Raw genomic sequence first — 24,272 nt, 5'->3', positions numbered from 1 at the left:
ACAACTACTGAAACCGCCGATGCAAATCCGGAAATATATCCTGGGCAAACCAGGCAGGCAGACCGGGTGTGACAATTCGGGATTTGGGCGTTTGGCTTTCCACCAAGCCAACTTTGATCAGCCGCGACAGCTCATCGATTGCCGGGCGTGGGGTAAGGCCGGTGAAGGTCTTGAATTCGTTGCGCGGCAAGCTTCCTTGAGTGATCAGCGCAATCATTGCCGGCGCGCTTTCCGGGCGAATACCTTGTTGTAGAAGTTTCTCGTTGTTGTGAAACGCGCGTATGACACGCTCGCGAATTTGGGACGGGTCTACCGCTGCGGTCATGTAATCGACCTGATCGTGACAAACCTGCAGCATGAACTCGATGAACTCGAAATAGCGTCGCTGAGACAACTGACCTCGTCCGTCCAGATCACCCTCTCTTGGGCGGTCGGCCATGGTCAGGGCTGCGTAGTAATTCTGGTGTTGCCTTGCAAGGCCTCGAGACAGCGACCACAGAGTTGGTTTCATTCCCAGGCTCACCAATTGAAGGTGAGTGACCAACCGAGCAACGCGACCATTCCCGTCCGCGAAGGGATGAATCCAGGCAAGGCGATGGTGGTAGGCAAGCGCAGCAATCAGCTGGCGACGGGAATCTGTCTGCCGCCCGAATCCGGCCTGAAGGTGCTGCAACATTCCGTCTACAGCGCGAGCGTCCGGAGCATCATGATTGCCAACGACAACGTTCTGACCTGTGATCGATCGCAGGATGCCGGGCTGCATGACCGAGCCATCTGACAACGTGCGCTCCGTGTCACTGGCCCCGCGAAAAAGCCGTTTGTGTGTCGTGCTCACAAGCTCGGGCGCAAACATGTCACCCCAGTCGAACGGCGCACGCTGGCGCAACGCCCGTTCGAGCAACGCTTGCACCGCCATCTGTTCAACCGCGAGGTTTTTGAGCTGCTTGCGGTCTTTTACCGGCGCCGCTTGCGCTCTCTGCATCTCGGCAGGCTCGGTGTATTGCCCTTCGATCAGGTTCGAATAGTACGTATTGGTGATTTGCAGGAGACGGCCGAGGCGTGCAGCGGTTTCGGACGGCAAGCGGCCCGCTAGAAATTGCGTCTTTCTGGGCAGCGCGTCCGCGAGCGCAATGATCGATGGAGGCAACGTGTCAGGGAGAATGGGGTCAAGCCAGGTTTTTGATGTGATCAGGGACATAGCGGTTTTTACCGTATCAAAGTCTTCACATTTTATTTCACATACTGACTTGATGAACAAGCGCTAATTTATTGGGCTGTAGAGGTTTTCTTGGAGCTTTAGCGAAAATTATCTTCACATTTTATTTCACATATTTTTTGTGGAAGTCGCTTCGGCCGACTGGCTCACAAATGGATCCTTTGCCGTGTTGACGTGTAGATCGCAACTGCCGAAAAACGGGTGCGCATTCGCAGCCATATCAGGCGGCTGCACAAACTGTAGGAGCGAGCTTGCTCGCGATGGACCAAAGAACCCCGCGTTACTCCAGGAACCCCGCGGCTACGTTCAAGACCATCGCGAGCAAGCCCCGGCAGCTGAGTCGACCTGTGCGGCGGGATGGGTAGTGCTAGTCATGGGGACTATGCTGTTGCTGGACCAGTTCACGGTTGAATAGACTGCCTTCTTTGGCGTCTCGCGAGCAGCGTCACGTCTACTTCTTGATTGTTTTTTGCCCCGAGGAATATCTGGCCTGTCGTATGGCCGCCCTCAGGTACCACTATGAACCGCCGCCACGTTATCAGCTGATTAGAAAGATGGAGCTTCTGTGATCCCAGGATATCGCACCCGCATTTACCGTTTCATCGGTGCACTGTTACTCCTACTCGTTGCTTTGGTGTTGGCTCTGGAACTATATGACGCTCTGACCACTTGGCAATTAGACGCATTGACAGGGCCTCGTCGAAACACGATTAACGAACACCTTGTATTCGACGAACAACCAGAGCGCTTCGTTTTGTATCTGCTGCAAAAAGTCATGTTTTTCATTTTAACCGTCGTAGTAGGGCTCGTTATGCTATGGGAGGCTCTGTCGGGGCGACGGGCGTACGAGCACCGGCAATAACGGCAGTTTGCTCACCGTTTGCGGTCCGAGCCTTTTTGATTGCAGCGGTGCTTTTAGTGCTTGCCGTTCTCTACATCGGGTACTACGAAGCGCTTGAAGATGGTGACATCGAGACCATCCTGTTTATCAAGAAACACCCGACTGTTCGGATGAAGTTCTACAACATCCACGCCAATGATGGAGAGATCAGAAGAGTAGAGCGCCTTACGGAGGAGGAGCGGAAGTGGATTATCGACTACTGCAGATACAGATTAGGAATCGACACGGCGTTAAGGGCTCAGGACGACGTTGAAGTTTGCAGGAAGAAATAACCAGCGGTTGGGCAACACGGGTGGTCAGATTCAGAGACAAAAAAACGGGCGCCCTCGGCGCCCGTTTCCATTCACTCCTTCGCCTGCGCCCGGAGTCGTCGACCAATCACATCCATCAGATCACACCCATCGCGTAACGGAATGGCAAGCAATTTGGAGAAGTCCGACAATACCACCGTGTCGCAACCAATCTCGGCGCGAAAGGCGATGTTCTCCAGCACCTGTGTAACTGCGCGAATGCGGTAATCAGCTGCAGCTTGCAGTACGTCGAGTGGGGCTTCGGTGTCGATGAGCAGGGAGGCCGGGACCAGGTCGATTCCGGTGAGGGGCATGTATCTTTCCATAGGTGAAACTCCGATCAAGGCAAAGTTTGACTGCCCCTCAATCGTCGCCAAACGAATGGGTGGCAGCTGTACGCAGGTTGGCGAACCGGGATCGGGATACCGGCAGACCCGAAGGTCTCCCGCGCACAGCTGCCATAAAGACAGCTTTGCGGGCATGCAAAAGCGACTGCATTAAAGCACAGTGCTTTTGCATCCGATCGATCAGGTCGCCAAACCTGAATCACCATTTTGGGCGACGGGGCGGACTATAAGCTTCATCAGAACGGCGGGGAAGGTGACGCATTCCGAGGTTTGTGTAGGAATTTTAATAGCGTCCTAGGACCATTACGCGCCTTCCGTGGGCGACTGCTATCGACCCATAGCAGCCCTTGATGTATGTGTGTTGTCGCCATATGTTATTGGCATTCATGGAGGATTCTGACTGATGGCACGCGTGGGATTGATACTGACACCCGGTTTTGCGGACTGGGAATATGCTTTCATTGCTGGAACTGCGTCTCCGTTTTACGGGATCGACGTCAGGTTTTTCGCTTCTGCTACGGGGCAGTTCCTCTCGCAGGGTGGATTGGCTGTAACTGTCGATAGCAGCTTGCAACAATGTCTGGACTGGAAACCGGACGTTGTTGTCGTCATTGGAGGAATGGTCTGGGAGCGTGCAGACGCACCGGATATTCGAGAGTTTCTTCATGCTAGTCGTTCAAGTGGAGCGACAATTGCCGGTATCTGTGGGGGAACGCTGGCACTTGCGAGGGCCGGGCTTCTCGACACGGTTCCTCATACATCGAACAGCGCCGACTTCTTACAGCAGAATGCCGTAGGTTATGAGGGGCGCACGCTTTATCGATGCAGTGCAGTGGCTGTGGTTGCAGACCGCATTATAACTGCTCCAGGCCCTGCACCCGTTAGCTTCACCTGCGCAGTGTTCGAAGCTGCCGGGCTATCTTCAGAGATCACTTCTCAATTCAGGTCAATGTTGGCAGCGGAACATCGGTGACTGCTTCGTCCTGCAAAACAGCCAATCTGTTGCGTCGACCGGTTGAATCCACAGCCGAAAGCAGTCGTTCGTGAACGACAACAATCGGCCAGAAGCAGCCGCGTGAGCGACGGCGTCCGGCCGAGCATCTCCACGTCAGAAGGTGATTACGATCTTTCCAAACTCTGGCCCTTTGAGTTGCTGGGCGAAGGCATCCCTGGCATCGCTAAAGTCAAAGCGGTGTCCAATAATCGGGTGGATTCCTTTGCGCTCGATGAAGGTATTCATCTCCTCGAACAATTGCCGCGAACCGACACGCACGCCGCGTACTGTGACCGTACCGCCAAGAATTAGCATTGGGTCAATCTTCCCAACCGGATTGATCAGGCCAACCAAATGCACCGTACCGTCACGGCGCGTTGCGAGTATGGAGCGTTCCAGCGTATCAGGACCAACGGTCTCGATGACGTGATCAACACCTTTCCCACCGGTCAGCTCGCGTGCTTTTTTGTGCCAGTCCGGATCGCTTTGATAGTTGATCAAGTGATCCGCCCCGGCCGCAGCTGCGCGCGCCAGCTTGGCGTCGCTGGAGGACGTGACGATAGTTCGGGCGCCCAGCGCACTGGCAAATTGCAGTGCGAACAGGGCTACCCCGCCGGTGCCCAGAATGAGCACTGTTTGCGAAGGGCGTACCTCTCGCACGGCATTCCAGGCTGTCACCGCAGCGCAAGGTAACGTGGCGCCCTCTTCGTAAGACAAATTCCGGGGTAATGCCACCAACCCTTCCTGGTTGAAGACACGGTATTGCGTCAGCGTGCCGTCAATTCCGTGACCAAGCGTCGTGCTCGAATTTGCGGCGTGATCGCCGAGGGGGCCATACAGCCAGTCCTGCACAAAGTTACCCGCCACGCTATCGCCCACTGCGAACCGATTTACATGCTCACCAACCGCTACGACTTCGCCAGCACCGTCCGATAGCGGCACGGTTGGGCGAGGCAGCTGAATACCCTGTGCGCCAGCCAGGTAGAAATTGTCCTTGTAGTTAAGTGATGCGGCGCGCATCCGGACCAATACTTCGTATGAGCCGATGGCAGGCACAGTCTCGGTAAACAGTTGCAGCGATTCCAGGCTTGGCGCTGTCAGCCGATAGGTTTGGGACGTCTTCATGCTTCAACCTTCAATGCGTTTTGTTCAGCCAGAGTCGGGTAGTCGGTATAGCCTTGCGATCCGCTGGAATAAAACGTCGCGAAGTCGGCGGAATTCAAATGAGCGCCGGCCTGCAAACGATTTACCAGATCAGGATTGGCCAGGAATGGCCGACCAAAGGCAAGAAACTCGGCCTCGTCTCTTTCCAGCGCGCCTGCCGCATTGGCCTGGTCAAAACCACCTGCCAATACGAGCGGGCCCTTGAAAGCGTCGCGCATGGCGTCACGTAGGCTGACCGGCAGCGGCGGCAGCCCCATCGACTCGAAGTTCACCAGGTGCAGGTACATGAGGCCGACGCGGGAGAGTTGCCGACAGAGTTCGACATATTGCGCGTCCATTTCCGCATAGTTGAATGCACCATTCGCTCCACTGTGGGGCATGAAGCGGATGCCTACACGCGTCGCGCCGATTGCAGCCACCACTGCCTGAACGACTTCCAGAATGAAACGGTTACGCGCGGATGAACTTCCGCCGTATGCATCATTGCGTTGATTGACGGTTGCGTTGAAAAAGGAATCAAGCAGATAACCGCCGCCGGCATGCAGCTCCACACCGTCAAAACCGGCTTCAATGGCGAGGCTCGCTGCGCGCGCAAATTCGGCGACGGCCACCTGAATATCGGAGGCACTCATTGCGCGTGGCGTGGAGGTGGCCTGCATGCCATGTGCGTCAGTATGAATGTCACCCGGTGCGCGCTCCGCGCCGGGGCCAAGCACTTCTGCGCCGAGGGGCAAATTGGCAACATGCGCAACACGACCGGCGTGCATTAGCTGAAGTACGATCTTGCCACCCTTGGCATGCACTGCGGCGGTGACCTGCTTCCAGTCTTGTACGTGGGCACCATTGAATAAGGCTGGCATCCGCGCGTAACCCAAGCCATTCGGTGAAGGCGAGGTGCCTTCAACGATGATCAGCCCTGCGGATGCGCGCTGGGAGTAATACTCGGCCATTAAAGCGTTGGGAGTGTTGGCTTCAGTTGCCCGGCTGCGTGTCATCGGCGCCATGATGATGCGATTCTTTAAATACAGTTCGCCAAGCTGCGCCGGGTGATGCAAAGAGAGGGTCATTACAGGCTTCCTGTGTAAAAGGTGCCCGCAATGTTAGGTCGGGAGTTATTATGGGAAAAGATGAAGCAATGACATGTACTCGTGCATTTTTGGGATGATTGATCTTGGACTTGAATGACATTGCCCTATTCGTTCACGTGGTACGTGCGGGCAGCTTTGCAGAGGCAGGGCGACGGTTGGGTATTCCGCCCAGCACTGGCAGCCGTCGTCTGCAAGCACTGGAACGCAGCGTCGGCGTACGCTTACTGCAGCGTTCAACGCGCCGTTTGGCATTGACAGATGCCGGCCAGGCCTTTTTTGCACAGTGTGCAGAGCAGATCGACGCACTGAACCAGTCTGCCCAGGATCTGGCAGATAGCAGCAAAAAGCCGAGCGGCCGGGTTCGCGTGGCAGCCGGCGTGGACTTCTTAAACTGGTTTCCCATGGAATTGATTGCGGACTTCATGGCCAAGCATCCCGCCGTGCGAGTGGAGTTTGTGCTTAGCGATGCTCGCGCCGACTTACTGGCTGACGGCATTGATGTCGCTGTCAGGTCCGGCAAAATGGTGGAGCCAATGCTGGTGGCAAAGGAAATCGGTTGGATTGAGTGGCGTATGGTTGCCAGCCCTGACTACCTGTCCACACATGGAACACCGATCAGTCCGCAAGATCTGACCCAACATGAATGCATCACGCGGCCCGCGATCGGAAGCACTCCGGTCACATGGCGATTGCGTGGTCCAGACGGCATGATCGAAGTGCCCGTCAGCAGCCGTTTTCAGGTGAACACTCATCAGGCACAGCTAGGCGCTGCGCTGGCAAACCTGGGTATAGCGCTGGTGCCATCCCTGACCACACTCGCACCTCTAGAACAAGGAGTGCTGAAGGAAGTTTTGCCCGGTTATAGCCATGAGGCAGGTGTCTATTTTGTATTTCCGAGCAGGCGGCATATTCCCCGCGCAGTTAGAGCGTTCACGGAATTTGCCAGTACTGTCCTGTTTGAGCGGGGCATGGTTCTGCCTTCTTAGTATCAACGTTTGGAGAGCTCTTAAGGGTTCTTTATCGAGGAAGTGATCACTCAGCCAATGGGGCGCAGCGCTGGACGATTTACCCAATCCGTTGCGTCGACCGGTTGAATCCACAGGCGAAAGCAGACATTAATCACGCTACCCACTCTTTCGAAAATGGGCACGCGTTACGGTCAGCCCCCTAGCGTAGAATTTCCTGGATGCCAGCCCCCACCCGAGACGGACCCTCAATGCAAACCCCATCCACCCAACACCCCCTCTGGAAAACCTACCTCCTTTTCCTCACCCCCATGGTCCTCTCCAACTTCCTCCAATCCATGTCGGGCACCGTCAACAGTATCTACATCGGCCAAATGCTCGGCACCCAAGCCTTGGCCGCCGTCTCCGGCATGTTCCCCATCGTCTTCTTCTTCATCGCCCTGGTCATCGGCCTCGGTGCGGGTGCGAGCGTGCTCATCGGTCAAGCCTGGGGCGCACGGGAACCGCATCTGGTGAAAACCATCGCCGCCACCACCTTGCTGTTGGGAGCAATCATCGGCCTGACAGCGGCGGTGCTGGGCAGCGTATTCGCAAGGCCAGCCTTGCAGGGCTTGGGTACTCCGGCTGACGTGCTGGACGACGCCGTGTCCTACGCCCACGTGATGATGTGGATCATGCCGTCGCTGTTGGTCTATGTCCTGTTCACCCAACTGCTGCGCGGGGTGAGCGATACGGTGTCGCCGCTGATCGCATTGGTGGTGTCGACGTGTATCGGGTTGGCGCTGACGCCGGCGTTGATTCGCGGTTGGTTCGGGTTGCCGATGTTGGGGATTCAGAGTGCGGCGTATGCGGGGTTGGTGGGGAATTTGTCGGCGATGGGGTGGTTGGCGTGGCGGTTGATTCGGCGGGGGCATCCATTGGCGCCGGATCGGGAGATGTTTGCGGCGATGCGCCTGGATCGGGTGATTCTCGGCAAGGTGTTGCGCATCGGTTTGCCGACCGGGTTGCAGATGGTGGTGTTGTCGGTGTCGGAGTTGGTGATTCTGGCGCTGGTGAATCAGCACGGTTCGCAGGCGACGGCGGCGTATGGGGCGGTGACGCAGATCGTCAATTATGTGCAGTTTCCGGCGTTGTCGATTGCTATCACGGCGTCGATTCTTGGGGCGCAGGCGATTGGGGCAGGGCGCATTGAGCGGATGGGGCCGATTCTGCGCACCGGGTTGTTGATCAATGTGTGCCTGACCGGTGGGTTGGTGGTGTTGGGTTACCTGTTGTCGCACTGGTTGCTGGGGTTGTTTCTGACGGACGATTTGACTCAGGCGAAGGCCGAGCACTTGTTGCACATCATGCTCTGGAGCCTGTTGGTGTTTGGCTTTCAGGCGATTGTCGGCGGGATCATGCGGGCCAGCGGCACGGTGTTGGTGCCGATGGCGATTTCGATTGTGTGCGTGCTTGGCGTGCAATTGCCGATGGCGTATGTGCTGGACGGGCAGTTCGGGTTGCAGGGTGTGTGGATGGCGTTTCCGGTGGCGTATTTGGGGATGCTGATGTTGCAAACGCTGTATTACAAACTAGTGTGGCAACATCAGAAGATTGAACGCCTGGTGTAGATTGGATCCCTTATTTCAATCCTGGCCCTAATAAGTATGACTGTTTTAGTTGGAGTGGCACCGAATGCGAGTTGGTCTCTATTGCAGATATCGTTAGTGAGGTAACAACTAATGGATCCAATGGAAGAATCTAAGGCCTCAAGTAATTTACCAGGCCAGTTATCACGTGGCTTTCAGGGAAGTTGGAAATTATCCAATGAGGTGAGTTGCTTCTGCTGAACTAACCGTTTGTCGGTGGTTTGCACGAAAAATGAACATTTTTGCTTTAATGCCCTCTGATACTTCAGCACGTCGCCATGACCTGCCCCTGCAGCTGCAGAAAGAGAAGTGGATCCCGAACCTCATATGCATTGAATGCAAATGAGGATTTTTTTACCTGAAATTCAGGAGCCAACAAATAGCCGAACTTGATTTGCCGGGCAAATTAATCGGTTCAGCCGCGCCAAATCACTGATTTGGCTTGTCTTTTATCAGTCGGATCTCGTAGGGCCTGTAACTCGATTAGAGCCCCGCTGAACTAATGATTCGCACTGTATAATCAGTTGGAGAAGTACCGTGTCTATAAATACAATTATGAGTCTGGTCGAAAACAAAGAGTGTATGGAATTTGTGCGGTTGGGTGTTGTTTATGCTCACTTGGTCGCCTGTTGTGTTGCCATTGGTTTGGTGTTGACCAGTGATGTAGCCATGGTTAAGAACTTGTTGAAGGGCAAGGTGTTTTCGGAACACGATAATGCGCATCTGGAAAGTCTCCAGACGTCTGTCGTTGTTGCATTGATTGCGTTGTGGGTCACCGGTATTGCAATTGTGGGTATTGATTACCTGGAGAAGGGAGTCGAGTACTTCATGAACCCGAAACTTCAAGCCAAAGTGATCATTGTCATGTTGCTGACGTACAACGGCATCTTGTTGCATCGCCTGGTGTTGCCGGCTATGCAGAAGGCCGGATCGCTGCTCAAGCTCGAGTTTAGCGCTCGGATGCTGGCGCTGTTCTGCGGCTCGCTGTCGGCGGTGTCCTGGATGTATGCGGCCCTGCTGGGTGTCGGACGCCCGTTGGCCTGGAAGTATTCACTCTCTGAACTGTTGATGGCGTATCCGCTGTTGATTGCTCTGGGTTTCCTGGCAATGCTGGCATTGACTCAACGAGTGATAAAACAGAACGACGATGTGGTGCCGCAGCGGGCTGTTGCGAGTGCTTGCTAAGTTGTAACGTTCGCTGAACTTTCCGGACACCTCCGGTTTAAAAAGAGGGCCACCCGTAACAGGGTGGCTCTTTTTTTTTGCGTCAAAAGTTGCTCCAGAAAGTCGAGTCGTCGGTGTAGGCCGGCGGGCTTGCTGTCGTCCACCTTCGGACTGACAATCCAGAGTGACGGTCATGTAAACCGACAGGCTTGATCGCCTGGGGAGGTTTTCCACATGAGTCCTTCATCGACAACCATTCTGCAAGACCGCGCCGATGCCGGTCGGCGGCTGGTGGCGCCGTTGCTCAAGTACGCGCATCGCCCCGATGTCATCGTCCTCGCCTTGCCCCGTGGCGGTGTGCCGGTGGCGTATGAAGTGGCGACCGCGCTGGACGTTCGCCTCGACCTGATGCTGGTGCGCAAACTGGGCGTTCCGACCCATCAGGAGCTGGCGATGGGCGCGATTGCCAGCGGCGGTATTCAAATCCTCAATGAGCATACGCTGCGGGCACACCCGATTGATCAGGCCGCGTTCGATGCCGTGGTCGCACGGGAAACCCGCGAACTGCTGCGGCGTGAGCAGGTGTATCGCGGAACGCGCGCGCCGGTGCAGCTCAAGGATCAGGTGGTGATTCTGATTGACGATGGCCTGGCGACGGGCGCTTCGATGAGGGCGGCGATTCACGCGGTGCGCGCACAGGCGCCGGCGCGCATTGTCGTCGCGGTGCCGGTGGCGCCGGTTGAAACGGCGGAGGCGCTGCGCGGTGAGGTGGATGAATTGGTGTGCCCGATCACTGCTGATTGGTTTATGTCGATCGGGCATTGGTACGTGGATTTTTCCCAGACTGCGGATGCCGAGGTCATCAGGTTGTTGACGCGGGCGTGGCAGCGGCAGGGGAGTGGGGCGGCGTAAACATTTGGGGTTTGAGAGATGGGTCATCCGTTGCAGGGTGGCCCATTTTTTTTGGCTGGAAGTTGCGTTGATCTTGAGGGCGCCATCGCCGGCAAGCCGGCTCCTACAAGGATCGGGTTTGCACGCGCACATTGTAGGAGCCGGCTTGCCGGCGATAGCGGCCTCACGGTTTACACCGTTCGTCGCAGAACTCGCTAACCACCTATTGACACCCACCGGCATCTGCGTGAATATTCATCAATCGCATGCGACACAATCGAATGCGACACTAAATCAAACCTATCGCAATATCGAGGATTCACCCCATGAGCAAGATCGAAAAAGTCCTGGCCACCGGCAAAACCCACACCACCGCCAGCACTGCCGGCAATACATCCGGCGGCCACAACGGCAGCCTCGACATCACCCTGTCGACACCCGGCAGCGCCAAACCTGCTCATGTGTTTGCCGGCACCCAGCCGCACCCGGCTGCCGAGCAACTGTTCGCCGGTGCATGGTCGGCGTGCTACACCGCAGCCGTCGGTCTGGTGGCCAATGATTTGAACGTGGTACTGCCAGCGGACTTTTCCGTCGACATCGAAGTCGATCTGGGGCAAACCGGCCCGGCCTACTTCCTTCAGGCTCGTTTGACTCTGCGCGTACCTGGCCTGCCACACGACATCGCCACCACGCTGGCGCACACCGCTGATCAGATCTGCCCATACTCGAAAGCAACACGCGGCAATATTGATGTGGCACTGAACGTCCTCACCGTTTAATTATTGTCAAAACATCGCGTGCGATAAAAGCGCACGCGAAAAACAAATCCCCAATAGAGAGCATTCATCATGAGCAAGATCGAAAAAGTCCTGGCAACCGGCAAAACCCACACCACCCCTAGTGCAGCCGGCAACACGTCGCGCGGCCACAACGGCAACCTCGACATCGTGCTGTCCTCGCCCGGCAGCGCAAAACCGGCGCACCAGTTTTCGAACATTCTGCCGCACCCGACCGCCGAGCAATTGTTCTCCGGCGCCTGGTCGGCCTGCTATAGCGCCGCCGTCGGCCTGGTGGCCAAGGAGCTGAACGTGACACTGCCGGCCGACACGGCGGTAGACATCGAAGTTGATTTGGGCCAGACCGGCCAGGCGTATTTCATCCAGGGGCGATTGACCCTGCGCGTACCGGGCCTGTCGAACGAGGTCGCAACGAAACTGGCGCATGGCGCCCATGAGATCTGCCCGTACTCCAAAGCCACTCGCGGCAACATCGACGTGACGTTGAACGTCATCACCGAGTGATGCACCGCACGACCGGTTCGACTTCGCCAGGCGAGTCGAACCGGCCGCCGGCCCGGGCAACATCGATAAGCGTCAATTGGACGCCAATGTGCTCTTCAGCCAATGTTCAAAACGTGTCGCGCCCACGATCGGATTCGCTCCTGGCGTCAGTGACTGATCGTTGATGGGCGCACCGAAGTAAGGAACCGTGTCATCCGGGACAACCTCGCGCGGGTCTTTGATGTGCTGCAGATACTGGCTCACGAATTCAACGATTGGCCTGCGATCCGGCCCGGCGACTTCCAGGGTCTGGTTGTCTGGCGCTTTCAAGGCGATATCGGTCAGCGCCGTGGCGACATCGAGCGAGGCAATCGGTTGCAGTGCGGCAGGGGTCAGGTGGATGGTGTTGCCGTCTTCGCGGCCCGAGTAGGCAATGGCACCGATGAACTCGAAGAACTGCGTGGCGCGCAGGATCGTGTAAGGAATGCCCGAGTGTTTGATGAGTTTTTCCTGAGCCATTTTCGCCCGGAAGTAACCACTTTCGAGCATGCGCTCGGTGCCGACCACCGACAGTGCAACATGGTGTTTGACGCCGTCGATTTTCTCCGCCGCGAACAGGTTTTTCCCGGCCGTTTCGAAAAAATGCAACGCCGCGTGATCCTCGAATGAGGGCGAGTTCGCCACGTCCACCACCACGTCTGCGCCTTTCAAGGCTTCCTTCAGTCCTTCGCCACTGATGACGTTGACGCCGGTACTCGGCGACGCTGCCAGCGCTTCATGCCCCAGTGCCCGCAGGTTTTTGCACAGTTGACTGCCGATCAGTCCAGTCCCTCCGATGACGACGATTTTCATGACCCGTCTCCCGTTGCGGTGAATGGAACACTCATTAAACACCTGCATGACTCAGGCATCCGGCGCGTAACGGGGTTGCGCGACAGGTGGTCGGGCCGCCGGTGCACCCATGGCGCAAACGGCGATTTTTTGCTTTAGTCCACCTGTGGCTGGCCTTTGTGTGCAGCACCTCACTGCACCAGGGCGTCCTGCCGGAGAATCCCATGAACCTTCGTTTCCCGCGTTCCGCCGCCGTGCTTGTCGCGCTCACGCTCGGCGTGTTGCCGTGCGCCGATGCCATCGAATACAAACAGGTGAATGAGACCGCCAGCACGATCTCTTTCACCTACAAACAGTTCAGCTCACGGGTCTACGGCACGTTCGGCAAGTTCGAAGGCACGCTGGATTTCGACACGGCGAACCCCTCGGCAGCCCACGCGGTGCTCACGATCGAGCTCGACAGCATCGATGCCGGAAGCAGTGACGCCAACGAAGAGCTGAAAAAGCCCGCGTGGTTCGACACGGCCGCTTATCCGAAGGCGACATTTGAATCGACCGCTGTAAAAGCGTTGAGCAACAACCGTTACTTGATCACCGGCAATCTCACCCTCAAGAAAATAACGCGCACGGTGCAAGTGCCGGTCCTGCTGAAGTCCCAGAAAGGCATCGGCATATTCGATGGCCAGCTGACGCTCAAGCGCAGCGACTTCAAAATTGGTGAAGGCGAGTGGGCGGATACGGTGGTTTCCGACGATATCAACATCAGGTTCCGGATGGTTGCGCCGGAGCAATAGCTGTTTAGCCTCCTGCGCAATGTTCTGATTCACCGCGGCTTTACGTCGCTTGCTCTGCCATGGTTTTACTGTCATCGTTCGCGCTACTGGTAATCTTTCTTATTTGAGAAATTTTTGCGTATGCGCGATTTTTCCGTGGCTGATGACGACGTTGCCCGTCGTCGGCGGACCTTCACCGACCTCTATAGCGATCACCATTCCTGGTTGCATGGCTGGCTACGGAAAAAACTCGGCTGTTCGCAACGTGCGGCCGATTTGGCCCATGACGCGTTCATTCGCGTGCTCACCCTCGCCGAGCCTCACACCATCAAAGAGCCGCGCGCGTTTCTGGCGACCATGGCGGGGCGCTTGTTGATTGATGGTGCCCGACGCCGGCGGATCGAGCAGGCGTACCTCGAGGCGCTGGCGATCCAGGCGCATGACGCCGGCATGCCCGACCCCGAAGCGATCCATGTGGCGCTTGAGGCGCTGGAAAAAATCGCTGTGATGCTCGCCGGGTTACCAGACAAGAACCGCGAGGCGTTCCTGCTCAGCCGGCTCGACGGCCTTACCTACAGCGAGATCGCGATTGAACTGAAAGTGTCCGCCAGCACGGTCAAAAACTACGTCGCCGGTGCGCTCGTCCATTGCTACAACACCCTGTACGGGGCGGAACAGCCGTCGTGACGAACGTCCATCCACCCTCCGAGCAGATGATCCTTGAGGCGGCTTACTGGCTGACGTTGTTGCACGACGATTTGGCTACCGACGCCGAACGTGCGGCTTTCGATGTCTGGTGCGAAGCCGACCCGCGACACGCGCTCGCCCTGGAGCGCATGCGGGCTTTGTGGGGCGGTTTTGACGAACTGCCTGCCGCCCCCGCACGCGTTGCCCTCAAGCATGCCTTTGCCCGGCCGGGCCCGAGAGTGTCGGGCCGTGGCGCCCAGGCGATTGCGCTGCTGGGTGTGTTGGTCTGTGGCTGGATCGGCCTGGACAACATGCCGGTCTGGCTCGCCGATCAACGTACCGGCGTGGGCGAGCGGCGCGAGGTGGTGCTTTCGGACGGCAGCCATATTCAGCTCAACAGTCATTCGGCGCTGGACGTGAAGTTCGACGGCCAGCAGCGCGTCATCGAGTTGTTGGAAGGGGAGATGTGGGTCGAGGTGGCCAAGGACGCCCGGCGTCCGTTTGTGGTGCGCACTGATCAGGGGACGGCGACGGCACTGGGCACGCGCTATCTGGTGAAACGCGCAGCCGATGGTTCGACCGTGGTCAGTGTGCTGGAGTCTGTCGTAGCCGCCAAAGCCAACGGCGCCGAGGCGGTGAACGTCGCGGCGGGCGAGCAAACCACCCTCAGAGAGGGCCGGGCGCAAGCACCGCAACCTATCGGCAACGCCCACCCGGATGCCTGGACCCGGGGCCTGCTCAAAGTCGATGACCGCCCCTTGAGCGAAGTGCTTCAGGCCCTCGCCGGTTACCGACGGGGCCTGGTGCGCTACGACGAACAGGCGCTGCAAGGGCTGCGCGTCTCCGGCGTGTTCCGCCTCGACGACACCGATGCTGCGCTCGCGACACTGGCGGACAACCTGCCGATCCAGGTCGAGCACTTCACCGATCTGCTGGTGGTGATCAAACCCCTCTAACCCCCCAACCCTGTAGGAGCCGGCTTGCTGGCGATCCAGACGACACGGTCTGCCTGACCCACCGCCATCGCTGGCAAGCCAGCTCCTACAAGGTTGAGGAAGGCATCAATACCGTTTTACCCCAACCTGTAGGAGCCGGCTTGCTGGCGATCCAGACGACACGGTCTGTCTGACCCACCGCCATCGCGAGCAGGCTCGCTCCTACAGGGTTTCGGGGTTTCAAAAAATATTAATGCAAATCGCTCGCATTCATTGTCTGTTTTTCCGACATGGCCGTCATGGTTAGTAACGCCTTCCATTTCGCAGGATTTCTCATGTCTCGCTTTGCTCGTCCGTTGCACCCACTGGCGCTTTCAGTGGCGATGGCTTTTGTCGCGGCGCCGCTGCTGGCTGCCGAATCGCCGGTCGCGGGTTCACACACCAGTGCTGTCCGCAGTTTTTCGATCCCGGCCGGGGATTTGAGTCAGGCGCTGAACAGCCTGGCCGAGCAGGCAGACCTGGTGTTGGCCTTCGACCCGGCCTTGACGCGCGGTAAACGCAGCAATGGCCTGAGCGGACCATTCAGCACCGGCGACGCACTTGCCCAATTGCTCCAGGGCAGCGGCCTCAACGCCATCGCGCTGTCGGCCACGCGTTATCGCATCGAACCTGCACCTGAGGCGGTCGAAGGTTCTCTGGAGTTGCAGGCCACGAACATCAACGGCGCGTATGCGAGCGAAAGTCCGACCGGCCCGGTGGCGGGTTATGTCGCGACACGCGCGCTGTCGGCGACCAAGACCGATACGGCGCTGAACGAAACACCGCAGTCGATTTCCGTGGTCACCAAGGACCAGATGCGGGCCCAGGGCGCGGAGAACCTCAACCAGATTTTGCGTTACACCGCCGGTGTGATTCCCGAAACCCGTGGCTCTACCGCCTCGCGACTGGATCAGATGACCATCCGTGGTTTTTCCCCGGCCGTGTATCTGGACGGCTTGCGCATGCCGGGCAGTCGCGATGCCTCGCCGCAAAAAGACTCGTTTGATCTGGAGCGCGTGGACGTTTTGCGCGGGCCGTCGTCGGTGCTGTACGGGCAGGCCAGCCCCAGCGGTGTGGTGAACATGGTCAGCAAGCGGCCGCTGGATACGCCGTTCCATGAAATCGGCGTCGAGTACGGCACCTTCGACAAGAAACGCACGACCTTCGATTTGAGCGGCCCGCTCGACGACCAGGGCGTTTACTCCTATCGCCTGGCCGGTCTGTACGACGAGGCCGATGGTCAACTGGAACACACCGAAACCCAGCGTCAGTCCATTTCGTCGGCGTTCACCTGGCGCCCGAGCGATGACACGTCGCTGACGCTGCTGGGGCATTTCCAGAAAGACCCGAAGGCGGCTTCGTACGGTTCGACACCGGCGTGGGGCTCGGTGTTGCACAGCCCGACCGGGCGTGACATCGATGTCGATTTCTATGACGGCGACAAGGATTTCGAGAAGAGTGACCGCGAGTATTTCTCCATCGGTTATTTGTTCGAACATCACCTCAACGACGTCTGGACCTTACGTCAGAACGCGCGTTACCTGCGCAGCGAAGGCGTTTATCGCAGCCTCTACAACAGCAACCTGCGCGCCGATTACCGCACCTCCAACCGGTCGACCATTGCCACAGACGTCGACCTGGATGCCTACACCCTGGATAACCAGGTGCAAGCCAGATTCGACACCGGACCGGTGCAACACACGGTGCTGTTGGGTGGCGATTATCAGAACACCAGCACGGATACCAAGTCCGGTTTCGGCACGGGGCCGACGCTGGATATCTTTGACCCGGTCTATGGTGTTCCGGTCGTCACACCGGCGTTCACCACCGACGCGACACAGCGTAACCAGCAGAAGGGCTTGTACCTGCAAGACCAGATCAAATGGGACAAGTGGGTGTTGCTGATGGGTGGTCGCTACGACTGGGCGACCAACAACAACAGCTCGATGAACTTGCGCAACAACGTCAAGACCAAAACCTCTCTGGACAGCGAGGCGTTCACCGGTCGCGTGGGGCTGGTCTATCTGTTCGATAACGGCCTGTCGCCGTACATCAGCTACGCCGAATCCTTCGAACCGCAGTCGGGCACCGGCTATGGTGGTTCGGTGTTCAAGCCGACCGAGGGCCAGCAATACGAAGTGGGGATCAAGTACCAGCCACCGGGCAGCAACAGCTTTATCACCGCGTCGGTCTTCGACCTGCGCCAAAGCAACGTGCCGACGCTTGATCCGGATCCGACGCACCTGTGCGGCACCGGGCGTTGCCAGGAACAGAGCGGTGAAGTGCGCTCCCGTGGTTTCGAACTCGAAGGCAAGGCCAGCCTGAATGACAACCTGGACATCACCGCCGCGTACGCTTATCTGGACAACCGCATCACCAAGTCCAACAGCACCGTGAGCTACGCGCCGCTGACCGACATCGCCGTCGGCCCGGCAGTGCCGGCGAAAGGCACCACCAACTATGGCGTGCCGCGTCATACGGCCTCGGTCTGGGCGGATTACACCTTCCACGACGGCGTTGCCAAAGGCTTCGGTGTCGGCGGCGGGGCGCGTTACGTCGGTTCCTCCTGGGGCGACACTGCCAACACGCTGAAGGTGCCGGGTTACACGCTGCTGGATGCGGCAGTGCACTACGACATCCCGCACATCAACAGCCTCAAGGACAACCTGCGCCTGGCGGTGAACGCCAGCAACCTGGCCAACAAAGAGTACGTGGCGTCGTGCTATTCCTATTCGTGGTGCTGGTATGGCGCACAGCGCACCGTTCAGGCGAGCGCGACGTATCAGTGGTAACACCCCGCTGAGCTGACACACCACGTCGCCTGAATCGCCAGCAAGCCGGCTCCTACACACCACCGAACCTGTAGGAGCTGGCTTGCCAGCGATGGCGGCGTATCTGATACACCGCGCAAGCCCCATCGCCAGCAAGCCGGCTCCTACAAGGATCAGTATTCACCTGACACACCATCGAACCTGTAGGAGCCGGCTTGCTGGCGATCCGGGCGACGCGGTGTGGCTGACCAGACGTCAAAGCGTGGCCGTTTTAATGCACGGCAATTGGCGCTGTAACGGTCTTCCCGAGCGCTGAGCGAACGGTGATGGTCGGGCTCGGTGTCGGGCCGTTGCCGGTGGTGGTAACGGACAGTCTCCAGCGTGCACCCGTACCGTTCGGCGTGAGCGTCGCGGTTCCCAGATTGAGCTGGCCGCCCGTGGTCGACGCACTGACGGTGATGCTGTTGCCCGCCGCCCGCGAGGTCGTCCCGGTCACGTCCCAAGTATAGCGATTGTTGCTGCGCACGTTGACGGAAGCGCGGGTGACCAACAACGTTTCATTCACCGCCGCCGCAGCGCTGACCGCCACGGATACCGTCGCCGGTTTGTCCGAGACGGCGCCAAGGTTGTCACTGGCTTCGTAGGTAAACACCGCAGTGAATGGCGCCGCAACAATGGCCGGTGGCATATAGAACACTCGAATGCCGTCGGTGCTCACGGAGCCCTGGCCCGAATCCGGCTGGGTCAGGCCGACAACCTTGAGCGGCAGGTTACCGTCCGGGTCGGTGTCGTTGGCGAGCACGCTGATGGTCACTGGCAGGCCGTTACTGCTCGTGGCGCTGTCATTGTTGGCCACGGGTTTTTTGTTCGGGCCTTCATTATCATCGCCGTCAACGCCAGTGCGGAAAGTCGGCAGTGCCACGGAGTTGACGAAGGTGACGCCGTCCCAACCCGGTATCGGCGTTGGCATCAACTGGAACTGCCCCGGATGCTCGGAATCCCAGCGCAGCAGCATCGACGTGTCCTCGTGCTGAGTGTTGTGGCAGTGCTCCATGTAGGTGCCGGCGAACTCGCGGAAGTGAAGCGCCACGTCGACATCCACTGAACTGTCGACGCCTTCGCCAATACGAAAGACGTCCTTGCGTGCCCATTTTTCCCATTCCGGCGGTGCCTTGCCGTCGCGACTGAGAATGACGCCTTCTTCGAAATGCACATGCACCGGGTGGTTCCAGCCATTGCCGCCGTTCTTGATTTTCCACACTTCGAGGGTGCCGTCGCCGGAGAACCCGGCGTCCGTGGGGCCGCTGGCCAGTTGCGGTGCGGCACTGATGCGGCGCGGGTCCATGGGAAAGCCGGGGCCGCCATCGGTCTTGATCGTCCACGGTGCTTCATCGGTGCCATCGGAGCGACCGAAAATGAACTCCCGATGCCGCGCCACGTTGAGCCTGGCCTGGTCGTTCGGGTTGTCGCGATCGATGGGCAACGGGATCATCGTCTTGCCGCCAGGCACAAAGGCTGCCGGGTCCATGGCCACGTCCTGACCACTGTAGGGCTGAACCAACAGTTGCAGGAATTTGCCAACCAGCGGGTCGCCCCTGTCCCATTTCGGGCCATTGCTGGTTTGCTTGATGACGGCCTTGTACTTCTCGGACAGCACGTCAGCCAGGGGGGCGGGTTCTTCCGGGCCCTTGCCGTCTTCGTGCACCAGCAGGTTGACGAAGTACAGTTTGTCGCCGACCTTGATCCCGTTTTTCGAGAAGTTGACGATGATGTCGAAACGTTCGGCGATGCCCATGGTTGGCAGGATCGCATTGTTATTGGTCTTATCGCCGTCACCATCCAGGTCCATGCTGCCGTCGAACGGCACGGCGTGTTCCATGATATTGCCGTCGTTGGCAATCAGGTGGAGCGGCACCCGATTATAGGAAACCCCAGAGCCGGCAGGCCCCGGAAATTCACCGCCATTGCCGCTGATTTCCCGTACCAGCGCCAGCTTGAAATAGCGCGACACCGAGCCGTTGAGAATGCGGAAACGATAGCTGCGCGCGCGGACTTTCAGGCTCGGCTGGTACTGCCAGTTGACCAGCATCTGATCCCCGAGAAAGCCGTCGGTGTTGAACGGGTTGAACCACAACTGGCCGTTCTCGTCCCAGGCCTTATCGGAGATCAGCAGGTTCACGTCGTAGTCGCGGTTGCCCCAAGGCATCGCCGAACCGCTGGGAAAACGCAGGTTGACGCCGTCCTCGATCGCTTCGTTGCCGCGATCCACAGCGCTGTAGTAATTCATCATTGCCGCATTGCCCTTGTAGACATTCTGCGCGGTGAAATCGAGCATGTGGTCGTGGAACCAGTGGCTGCTCATGGTCTCGCGCCAGTCGCCTCGGATTTTTATGCTGCCGTTTTCGCAGGTCTTGAGACCCGGACTGACATCGTTGACGAAGAGTTTTTCGCCCGGTGAGCAGGGGAAGGCTGCACGCGGATCCTGCGCCTTGGTGTTGATCGTGTCGTAGCCGGCCAGTTGCAGCGGCCAGCGATAATCGTAGAACTGCCCCGGAAAGAAAAATGCATTGGTAAAGCCATCGCTTTCAGCCGGCGAGTGGCCATTGTGTTCGTGGGTACTGATGGTGTGCAGGCCAAAACCGGCGTTGGCTGCGGGGTCGATTGGCAGGGCGTTGTAATGGCGCATCAGCAACGCTTGACCGTAACGGACCATCAGCAATTTGGCCGGCACGGTGCCGTCGAATGTCCACAGCGAGTTGTGATTCTGCACCGGCATTCTTGAATGAAAACGCACGTCGATACCGCGAGTGGTGCCCGCTGTCGCCGGGATGTCCGAGGTTTGGTAGTAGAGCCCGCCGGGGGCGAATTCACCCTTGTTGTAGTGGTGCAATTGTTGGGCGTCACGCAGGCCTTGGTTGGTTCTGGCACCGGCTTGAACAGTCTTGAACTGAACCTGCGGGAAGAACTCGTTCCAGCGTTGATGCGACCAGCCTTTTCCCGGTGGCCGACCCTCCGCCGGCGAGCCTACCGGATGCCGGTTGAGGAAGGCTTCGATCTGCGCTTTCCACGGATTGCGGTCCAGTACATTGGAAAACTGCGAAGGAAACGGGGACAACCCCGGCTGGCGCAGGAAGGCTTCGAGCGCTGCACTCGACGGGCCGCTGCGGGCGACGTTGTTCGGATCCTGCTGGGGCGCCGGGCCGAGGGTTGGCACGGGGAATGTTATCGTCTGCGGCGGGGTAGTCGGGTCGAGTGTTTCCGAGCCGAACTCTTCGAACAGCAGCAGTTGTTGAGTGAATGGTTCGGCCCCGAACAAGGGGCTGGGTTTGCCGTTGGTGGGGTAGTTGAACGACGTCTGCTCGGCGGGCGGCAGTACGTTGTCGGCACGCGGCGTGTTTCGGTCGCCGAACACGCCGTTGGGCAAGGCCAGGGCACCTTGATTGGCCGGGGGCAGGTTTTTCAGAGCTTCCAGGGCTGCCGCAGGGTCGGCAGGCGGGTTATGGAAGGCTGACGGATCGGTCGGAGGCGGTGGCCCGAAATCATCGAGCGGAGCGGCATTCACCGCAGACAGGCTGAAAGTCATCAGCATCACCAGAGTAATGCCCAGCGTCCGGAAAAAGCCGGGCGACTTGTTCACAGGAGCTGAGCTTTTCATGGTGGTTCTCTGGGGGCGTGTCGTGGTGTCGGCACATGCGCAAAAATCGACGCAAAAGCTGAGCCACTAACGAGATTGTCAGATAAATCATCGCGTTAGGTTCAGTGATATGCGTGGGAAGTGTTAACGAGAGTTAACAGTTGGGGGATATTCCTCAGTCTTGGGGAGGGTGTTATTCCCCATTGCCCCGCCCGGTGAGGAGGTGTTGCCGCTGGCCCCATTGCCGGCAAGCCGGCTCCTGCAGTTGATTTCCATAGTCACTCGACATGACTGCCAACTGACACGCCACCCCGGTCTCGTCGGCGCGTTATGATAGGCGCGTCCGCCGCCAGAGTCAGAGCAGAGCCTCAATGCCCCAGATTACCCATTTCAAAACCTCGTGCCCCGAGCACCTCACCAGCCAGATTCTGCAGATGGTGGTCGATAACCTGACCGACATCAGCATGGTCGCCATCCCGCCGAGCAACCTGTTGTACAACGTTTACCAGTACGCGATCGGCTATGAGGTTCACCTCTATCTGGAGGCGCTGAACGGGGCGAAAGGGGTGGCGGTGGAGTTGCTGGTCGCGACCGATGTGGACGATCCGGAACAGGTCATCGGCTTCTTGCTTTACCTGCCGATCAAGGACGATCCCGAGGCGTGCGGCGTCGCATACATGGCGGTGCAGGCCGGCCATCGGCGTCAGGGCGTGGCGCGGCGGATGCTGCGGGAAATGGTCGGCCGCTATCCGCATGCCGAGCTGACCTGCGCGGTGGCCAAGGTGCCGTGGTTTGAATCGATGGGCTTTCAGGTGCTGGGCACGCGCGGCACGCAGGTGTTGATGAACACCCGCGATCATCGCTCTGACGGGTTGATGGGGCTGCTCGACGTGGCGTCGATCTACAGCTCGCTGGAGGTGCGGCAGATTCATACGTACCTGCTGCAAAAGCACGGCAAGCGGGCGATGCTCGATGCGGAAAAGCAGCGTGACCGGCATCTGGATCAATTGACGCACAAGGCCAATGAATTTGTCCGCGAGCGGTTGGGCGAGTCGCCGCGCTGACTGCGCCCCACCAGTCAAATCGATCAACTGTGGGAGCAAGCCCGCTCCCACATTGGGCCATGGCAAAATTCAGGAAAGCTTCACGTTCATGGTGATCCGCGCCGTGAACACCTTCTTCCCCTCGACGTCGTGAATGTCCACCGGCACGAGTTTGTCGCCTTCCGTGGTCCAGTCCACGGAACCCCCATCGGCCACCGCCGTCACGTCGGTTTTTGCCTTCGCCAGGTACTCCACCGTCATGCCTTTTGGAATCCAGCGTGCGCCTTCGGGAATCGACACGTCGGTCATCATTCCCGCCGCCAGTTCAGCCGCATTGCACATCGCGATCGCGTGCACGGTGCCCAAGTGGTTGGTGATTTCCTTGGCGAACGGCACCTGCACCGTCGCGCAGCCTTTGCGCAACTCCGTGACCAGCGGGTTGATGGTGCTGAAGTAGGGCGCAACCTGACAGGCCATTTTGCTGAATGCTTGCGGGCCCACGCTGTTGAACATGCTGAGAAACTGACTCATTTGAAACCTCGCTGAGGGGCTTAAAACAGAATGGTGTTCCGTTACAGAATAATGTTCTGTAACGGAACAGTATTCTGTCGGCGGGAAATCTGTCAACCTGTCGCCACGTGTCCGATGGCAGTCATCTGCCTTCACCATCGATTTTTTGGGACTGTGTTGAGCATGGAAACGTCAGATTTACTCGAGCGCTGCTACCCCGGAAGACGCGCCGAACTCAAGCGCGATATTTTTCGAAAGGCCCTCGCCCTGTTCAACGAGCAGGGGATCGAGGCCACGACCATTGAAATGATTCGGGCCGAATGCGACACCAGCGTGGGTGCGATTTATCACCACTTCGGGAACAAGGAAGGGTTGGTGGCCGCGCTGTTTTTCACCGCCCTGGATGATCAGGCCAGGCTGCGCGACAGCTATTTGAGCGAGGCGAAAACCACGCAAGAGGGTGTGTATGCGCTGGTGCACAGTTACGTGGATTGGGTCGACAGCCAACCCGAATGGGCGCGTTTCCAGTACCACGCGCGATTTGCTGTCACCAAGGGGCCTTTGAAGGACGAACTGGCTACCCGTAACAAGATGCGCAACAAGCAATTGCTGGAATGGCTGTCGGATTCGGCCAGAGGCGATGAGTTGAAATGTTTTCCGGCTGAATTGATGCTGTCGCTGATTATTGGTCAGGCAGACAGCTATTGCAGGACGTGGTTGTCGGGTCGGGTGAAGGGTAGTCCGAAGGTTTACAGGGACGAGCTTGCACAGGCGGCGTGGCGGTCGATTTCCGGCGGTTGACCTGCAAAAAAGCCTGGCCTGATTGCGCAATGCTGTTCGGAGGGCATGCGCTAACGGGAGGTTTTGAATGGGGGCATATCCGTTGCTGCGGTAACGGCGGCTATTGGTTTCGCTTTTACAGCGAGTCACTTGGAAGAGCCCCAAGTAACCAAGGGCTTTTGCCCCTTTCGTTCGGTGCCTCGCTGTGGCTCGGCATTCCCTCGCTCCGGTCCTGCTCCGTGGGCCCGCCGCGATCGGCCATCCCTGGCCGTGCGCGGCTAACCCGGCATCCATGCCGGGTTGCCCACTGCGCAGAACCTCCACTCGGCCTCTCGAGGGGG

At 58.4% G+C, this 24,272-nt stretch carries 21 protein-coding genes; 14 read left to right on the top strand and 7 right to left on the bottom strand.

Annotated features, from left to right (window positions below; all coding sequences use genetic code 11):
* Window positions 1–4: 4 nt before the first annotated feature.
* A complete protein-coding gene (locus ACM6IO_RS16340; RefSeq protein ID WP_414911848.1) occupies window positions 5–1,198 on the bottom strand; it encodes a Fic family protein in 1,194 nt (397 codons plus the stop codon).
* 915 nt (window positions 1,199–2,113) lie between these two features.
* On the opposite strand from ACM6IO_RS16340, the gene ACM6IO_RS16335 reads away from it, so the two are divergent.
* Window positions 2,114–2,389: a hypothetical protein gene (locus tag ACM6IO_RS16335; protein ID WP_414911864.1), complete on the top strand. Its 276-nt coding sequence runs from the start codon at window positions 2,114–2,116 to the stop codon at window positions 2,387–2,389.
* A 71-nt stretch (window positions 2,390–2,460) separates the two neighbouring features.
* On the opposite strand, the gene ACM6IO_RS16330 is transcribed toward ACM6IO_RS16335, so the two are convergent.
* Complete coding sequence (locus ACM6IO_RS16330) at window positions 2,461–2,733, bottom strand: hypothetical protein (protein ID WP_192230206.1); 273 nt, start codon at window positions 2,731–2,733, stop codon at window positions 2,461–2,463.
* Between the two features lie 424 nt (window positions 2,734–3,157).
* Between ACM6IO_RS16330 and ACM6IO_RS16325 the strand changes: the two genes are divergently transcribed.
* Window positions 3,158–3,727, top strand: a complete 570-nt coding sequence (locus tag ACM6IO_RS16325; protein ID WP_414911847.1) for a DJ-1/PfpI family protein — start codon at window positions 3,158–3,160, stop codon at window positions 3,725–3,727.
* Window positions 3,728–3,862: 135 nt separating this feature from the next.
* Here ACM6IO_RS16325 and ACM6IO_RS16320 read toward each other — a convergent pair whose 3' ends face one another.
* Both ACM6IO_RS16320 and ACM6IO_RS16315 read right to left on the bottom strand, forming a co-directional pair.
* The gene (locus ACM6IO_RS16320) at window positions 3,863–4,873 is read right to left on the bottom strand and encodes a zinc-dependent alcohol dehydrogenase family protein (RefSeq protein WP_223437466.1); all 1,011 of its coding nucleotides are present in this window, start codon (window positions 4,871–4,873) and stop codon (window positions 3,863–3,865) included.
* A complete protein-coding gene (locus ACM6IO_RS16315; RefSeq protein ID WP_414911846.1) occupies window positions 4,870–5,979 on the bottom strand; it encodes an alkene reductase in 1,110 nt (369 codons plus the stop codon). Before ACM6IO_RS16315 ends, ACM6IO_RS16320 begins: the two co-directional genes overlap by 4 nt.
* Window positions 5,980–6,089: 110 nt before the next feature.
* Between ACM6IO_RS16315 and ACM6IO_RS16310 the strand changes: the two genes are divergently transcribed.
* The 6 genes from ACM6IO_RS16310 (at window position 6,090) to ACM6IO_RS16285 (ending at window position 11,949) form a co-directional block, all read left to right on the top strand.
* On the top strand, window positions 6,090–6,986 hold the full coding sequence (locus ACM6IO_RS16310; protein WP_259331726.1) for a LysR family transcriptional regulator: 897 nt from the start codon (window positions 6,090–6,092) through the stop codon (window positions 6,984–6,986).
* 230 nt (window positions 6,987–7,216) lie between these two features.
* Entirely contained in the window at window positions 7,217–8,575 is a 1,359-nt protein-coding gene (locus tag ACM6IO_RS16305) for an MATE family efflux transporter (RefSeq protein WP_414911845.1), read from the top strand.
* A gap of 555 nt (window positions 8,576–9,130) precedes the next feature.
* Complete coding sequence (locus ACM6IO_RS16300; RefSeq protein ID WP_414911844.1) at window positions 9,131–9,778, top strand: hypothetical protein; 648 nt, start codon at window positions 9,131–9,133, stop codon at window positions 9,776–9,778.
* A 213-nt stretch (window positions 9,779–9,991) separates the two neighbouring features.
* Window positions 9,992–10,669, top strand: coding sequence for a phosphoribosyltransferase (locus ACM6IO_RS16295; RefSeq protein ID WP_414911843.1), 678 nt, complete (start codon window positions 9,992–9,994; stop codon window positions 10,667–10,669).
* 305 nt (window positions 10,670–10,974) lie between these two features.
* Complete coding sequence (locus ACM6IO_RS16290) at window positions 10,975–11,427, top strand: Ohr family peroxiredoxin (RefSeq protein ID WP_192417495.1); 453 nt, start codon at window positions 10,975–10,977, stop codon at window positions 11,425–11,427.
* Between the two features lie 69 nt (window positions 11,428–11,496).
* The gene (locus tag ACM6IO_RS16285; protein ID WP_008040597.1) at window positions 11,497–11,949 is read left to right on the top strand and encodes an Ohr family peroxiredoxin; all 453 of its coding nucleotides are present in this window, start codon (window positions 11,497–11,499) and stop codon (window positions 11,947–11,949) included.
* A gap of 72 nt (window positions 11,950–12,021) precedes the next feature.
* Here ACM6IO_RS16285 and ACM6IO_RS16280 read toward each other — a convergent pair whose 3' ends face one another.
* On the bottom strand, window positions 12,022–12,780 hold the full coding sequence (locus ACM6IO_RS16280) for an SDR family oxidoreductase (protein WP_223450322.1): 759 nt from the start codon (window positions 12,778–12,780) through the stop codon (window positions 12,022–12,024).
* A gap of 203 nt (window positions 12,781–12,983) precedes the next feature.
* On the opposite strand from ACM6IO_RS16280, the gene ACM6IO_RS16275 reads away from it, so the two are divergent.
* From ACM6IO_RS16275 to ACM6IO_RS16260, 4 genes are all read left to right on the top strand, one after another.
* Complete coding sequence (locus ACM6IO_RS16275) at window positions 12,984–13,553, top strand: YceI family protein (protein WP_414911863.1); 570 nt, start codon at window positions 12,984–12,986, stop codon at window positions 13,551–13,553.
* A 120-nt stretch (window positions 13,554–13,673) separates the two neighbouring features.
* Complete coding sequence (locus ACM6IO_RS16270) at window positions 13,674–14,219, top strand: sigma-70 family RNA polymerase sigma factor (RefSeq protein WP_008030859.1); 546 nt, start codon at window positions 13,674–13,676, stop codon at window positions 14,217–14,219.
* Between the two features lie 26 nt (window positions 14,220–14,245).
* Complete coding sequence (locus ACM6IO_RS16265) at window positions 14,246–15,175, top strand: FecR family protein (protein WP_414911862.1); 930 nt, start codon at window positions 14,246–14,248, stop codon at window positions 15,173–15,175.
* Window positions 15,176–15,489: 314 nt separating this feature from the next.
* On the top strand, window positions 15,490–17,985 hold the full coding sequence (locus tag ACM6IO_RS16260) for a TonB-dependent siderophore receptor (protein WP_008030862.1): 2,496 nt from the start codon (window positions 15,490–15,492) through the stop codon (window positions 17,983–17,985).
* A 250-nt stretch (window positions 17,986–18,235) separates the two neighbouring features.
* Here the strand turns inward: ACM6IO_RS16260 and ACM6IO_RS16255 are convergent, their stop codons facing one another.
* The gene (locus ACM6IO_RS16255; RefSeq protein ID WP_414911842.1) at window positions 18,236–21,619 is read right to left on the bottom strand and encodes an Ig-like domain-containing protein; all 3,384 of its coding nucleotides are present in this window, start codon (window positions 21,617–21,619) and stop codon (window positions 18,236–18,238) included.
* Between the two features lie 350 nt (window positions 21,620–21,969).
* Here ACM6IO_RS16255 and ACM6IO_RS16250 point away from each other — a divergent pair, with 350 nt between their 5' ends.
* The gene (locus tag ACM6IO_RS16250) at window positions 21,970–22,662 is read left to right on the top strand and encodes a GNAT family N-acetyltransferase (RefSeq protein WP_414911841.1); all 693 of its coding nucleotides are present in this window, start codon (window positions 21,970–21,972) and stop codon (window positions 22,660–22,662) included.
* Window positions 22,663–22,731: 69 nt separating this feature from the next.
* On the opposite strand, the gene ACM6IO_RS16245 is transcribed toward ACM6IO_RS16250, so the two are convergent.
* Window positions 22,732–23,172: a hotdog fold domain-containing protein gene (locus tag ACM6IO_RS16245; RefSeq protein ID WP_008034574.1), complete on the bottom strand. Its 441-nt coding sequence runs from the start codon at window positions 23,170–23,172 to the stop codon at window positions 22,732–22,734.
* 162 nt (window positions 23,173–23,334) lie between these two features.
* On the opposite strand from ACM6IO_RS16245, the gene ACM6IO_RS16240 reads away from it, so the two are divergent.
* Window positions 23,335–23,952: a TetR/AcrR family transcriptional regulator gene (locus tag ACM6IO_RS16240; protein WP_414911840.1), complete on the top strand. Its 618-nt coding sequence runs from the start codon at window positions 23,335–23,337 to the stop codon at window positions 23,950–23,952.
* The last annotated feature ends 320 nt before the right edge of the window (window positions 23,953–24,272 follow it).

The sequence above is a fragment of the Pseudomonas sp. IT-P44 genome (assembly GCF_949768225.1).
In the GTDB taxonomy this organism is placed as follows: Bacteria; Pseudomonadota; Gammaproteobacteria; order Pseudomonadales; family Pseudomonadaceae; genus Aquipseudomonas; species Aquipseudomonas migulae.
The sequence above is the reverse complement of the archived record's forward strand: the minus strand, read 5'-3'. Positions and strand labels throughout refer to the sequence as shown.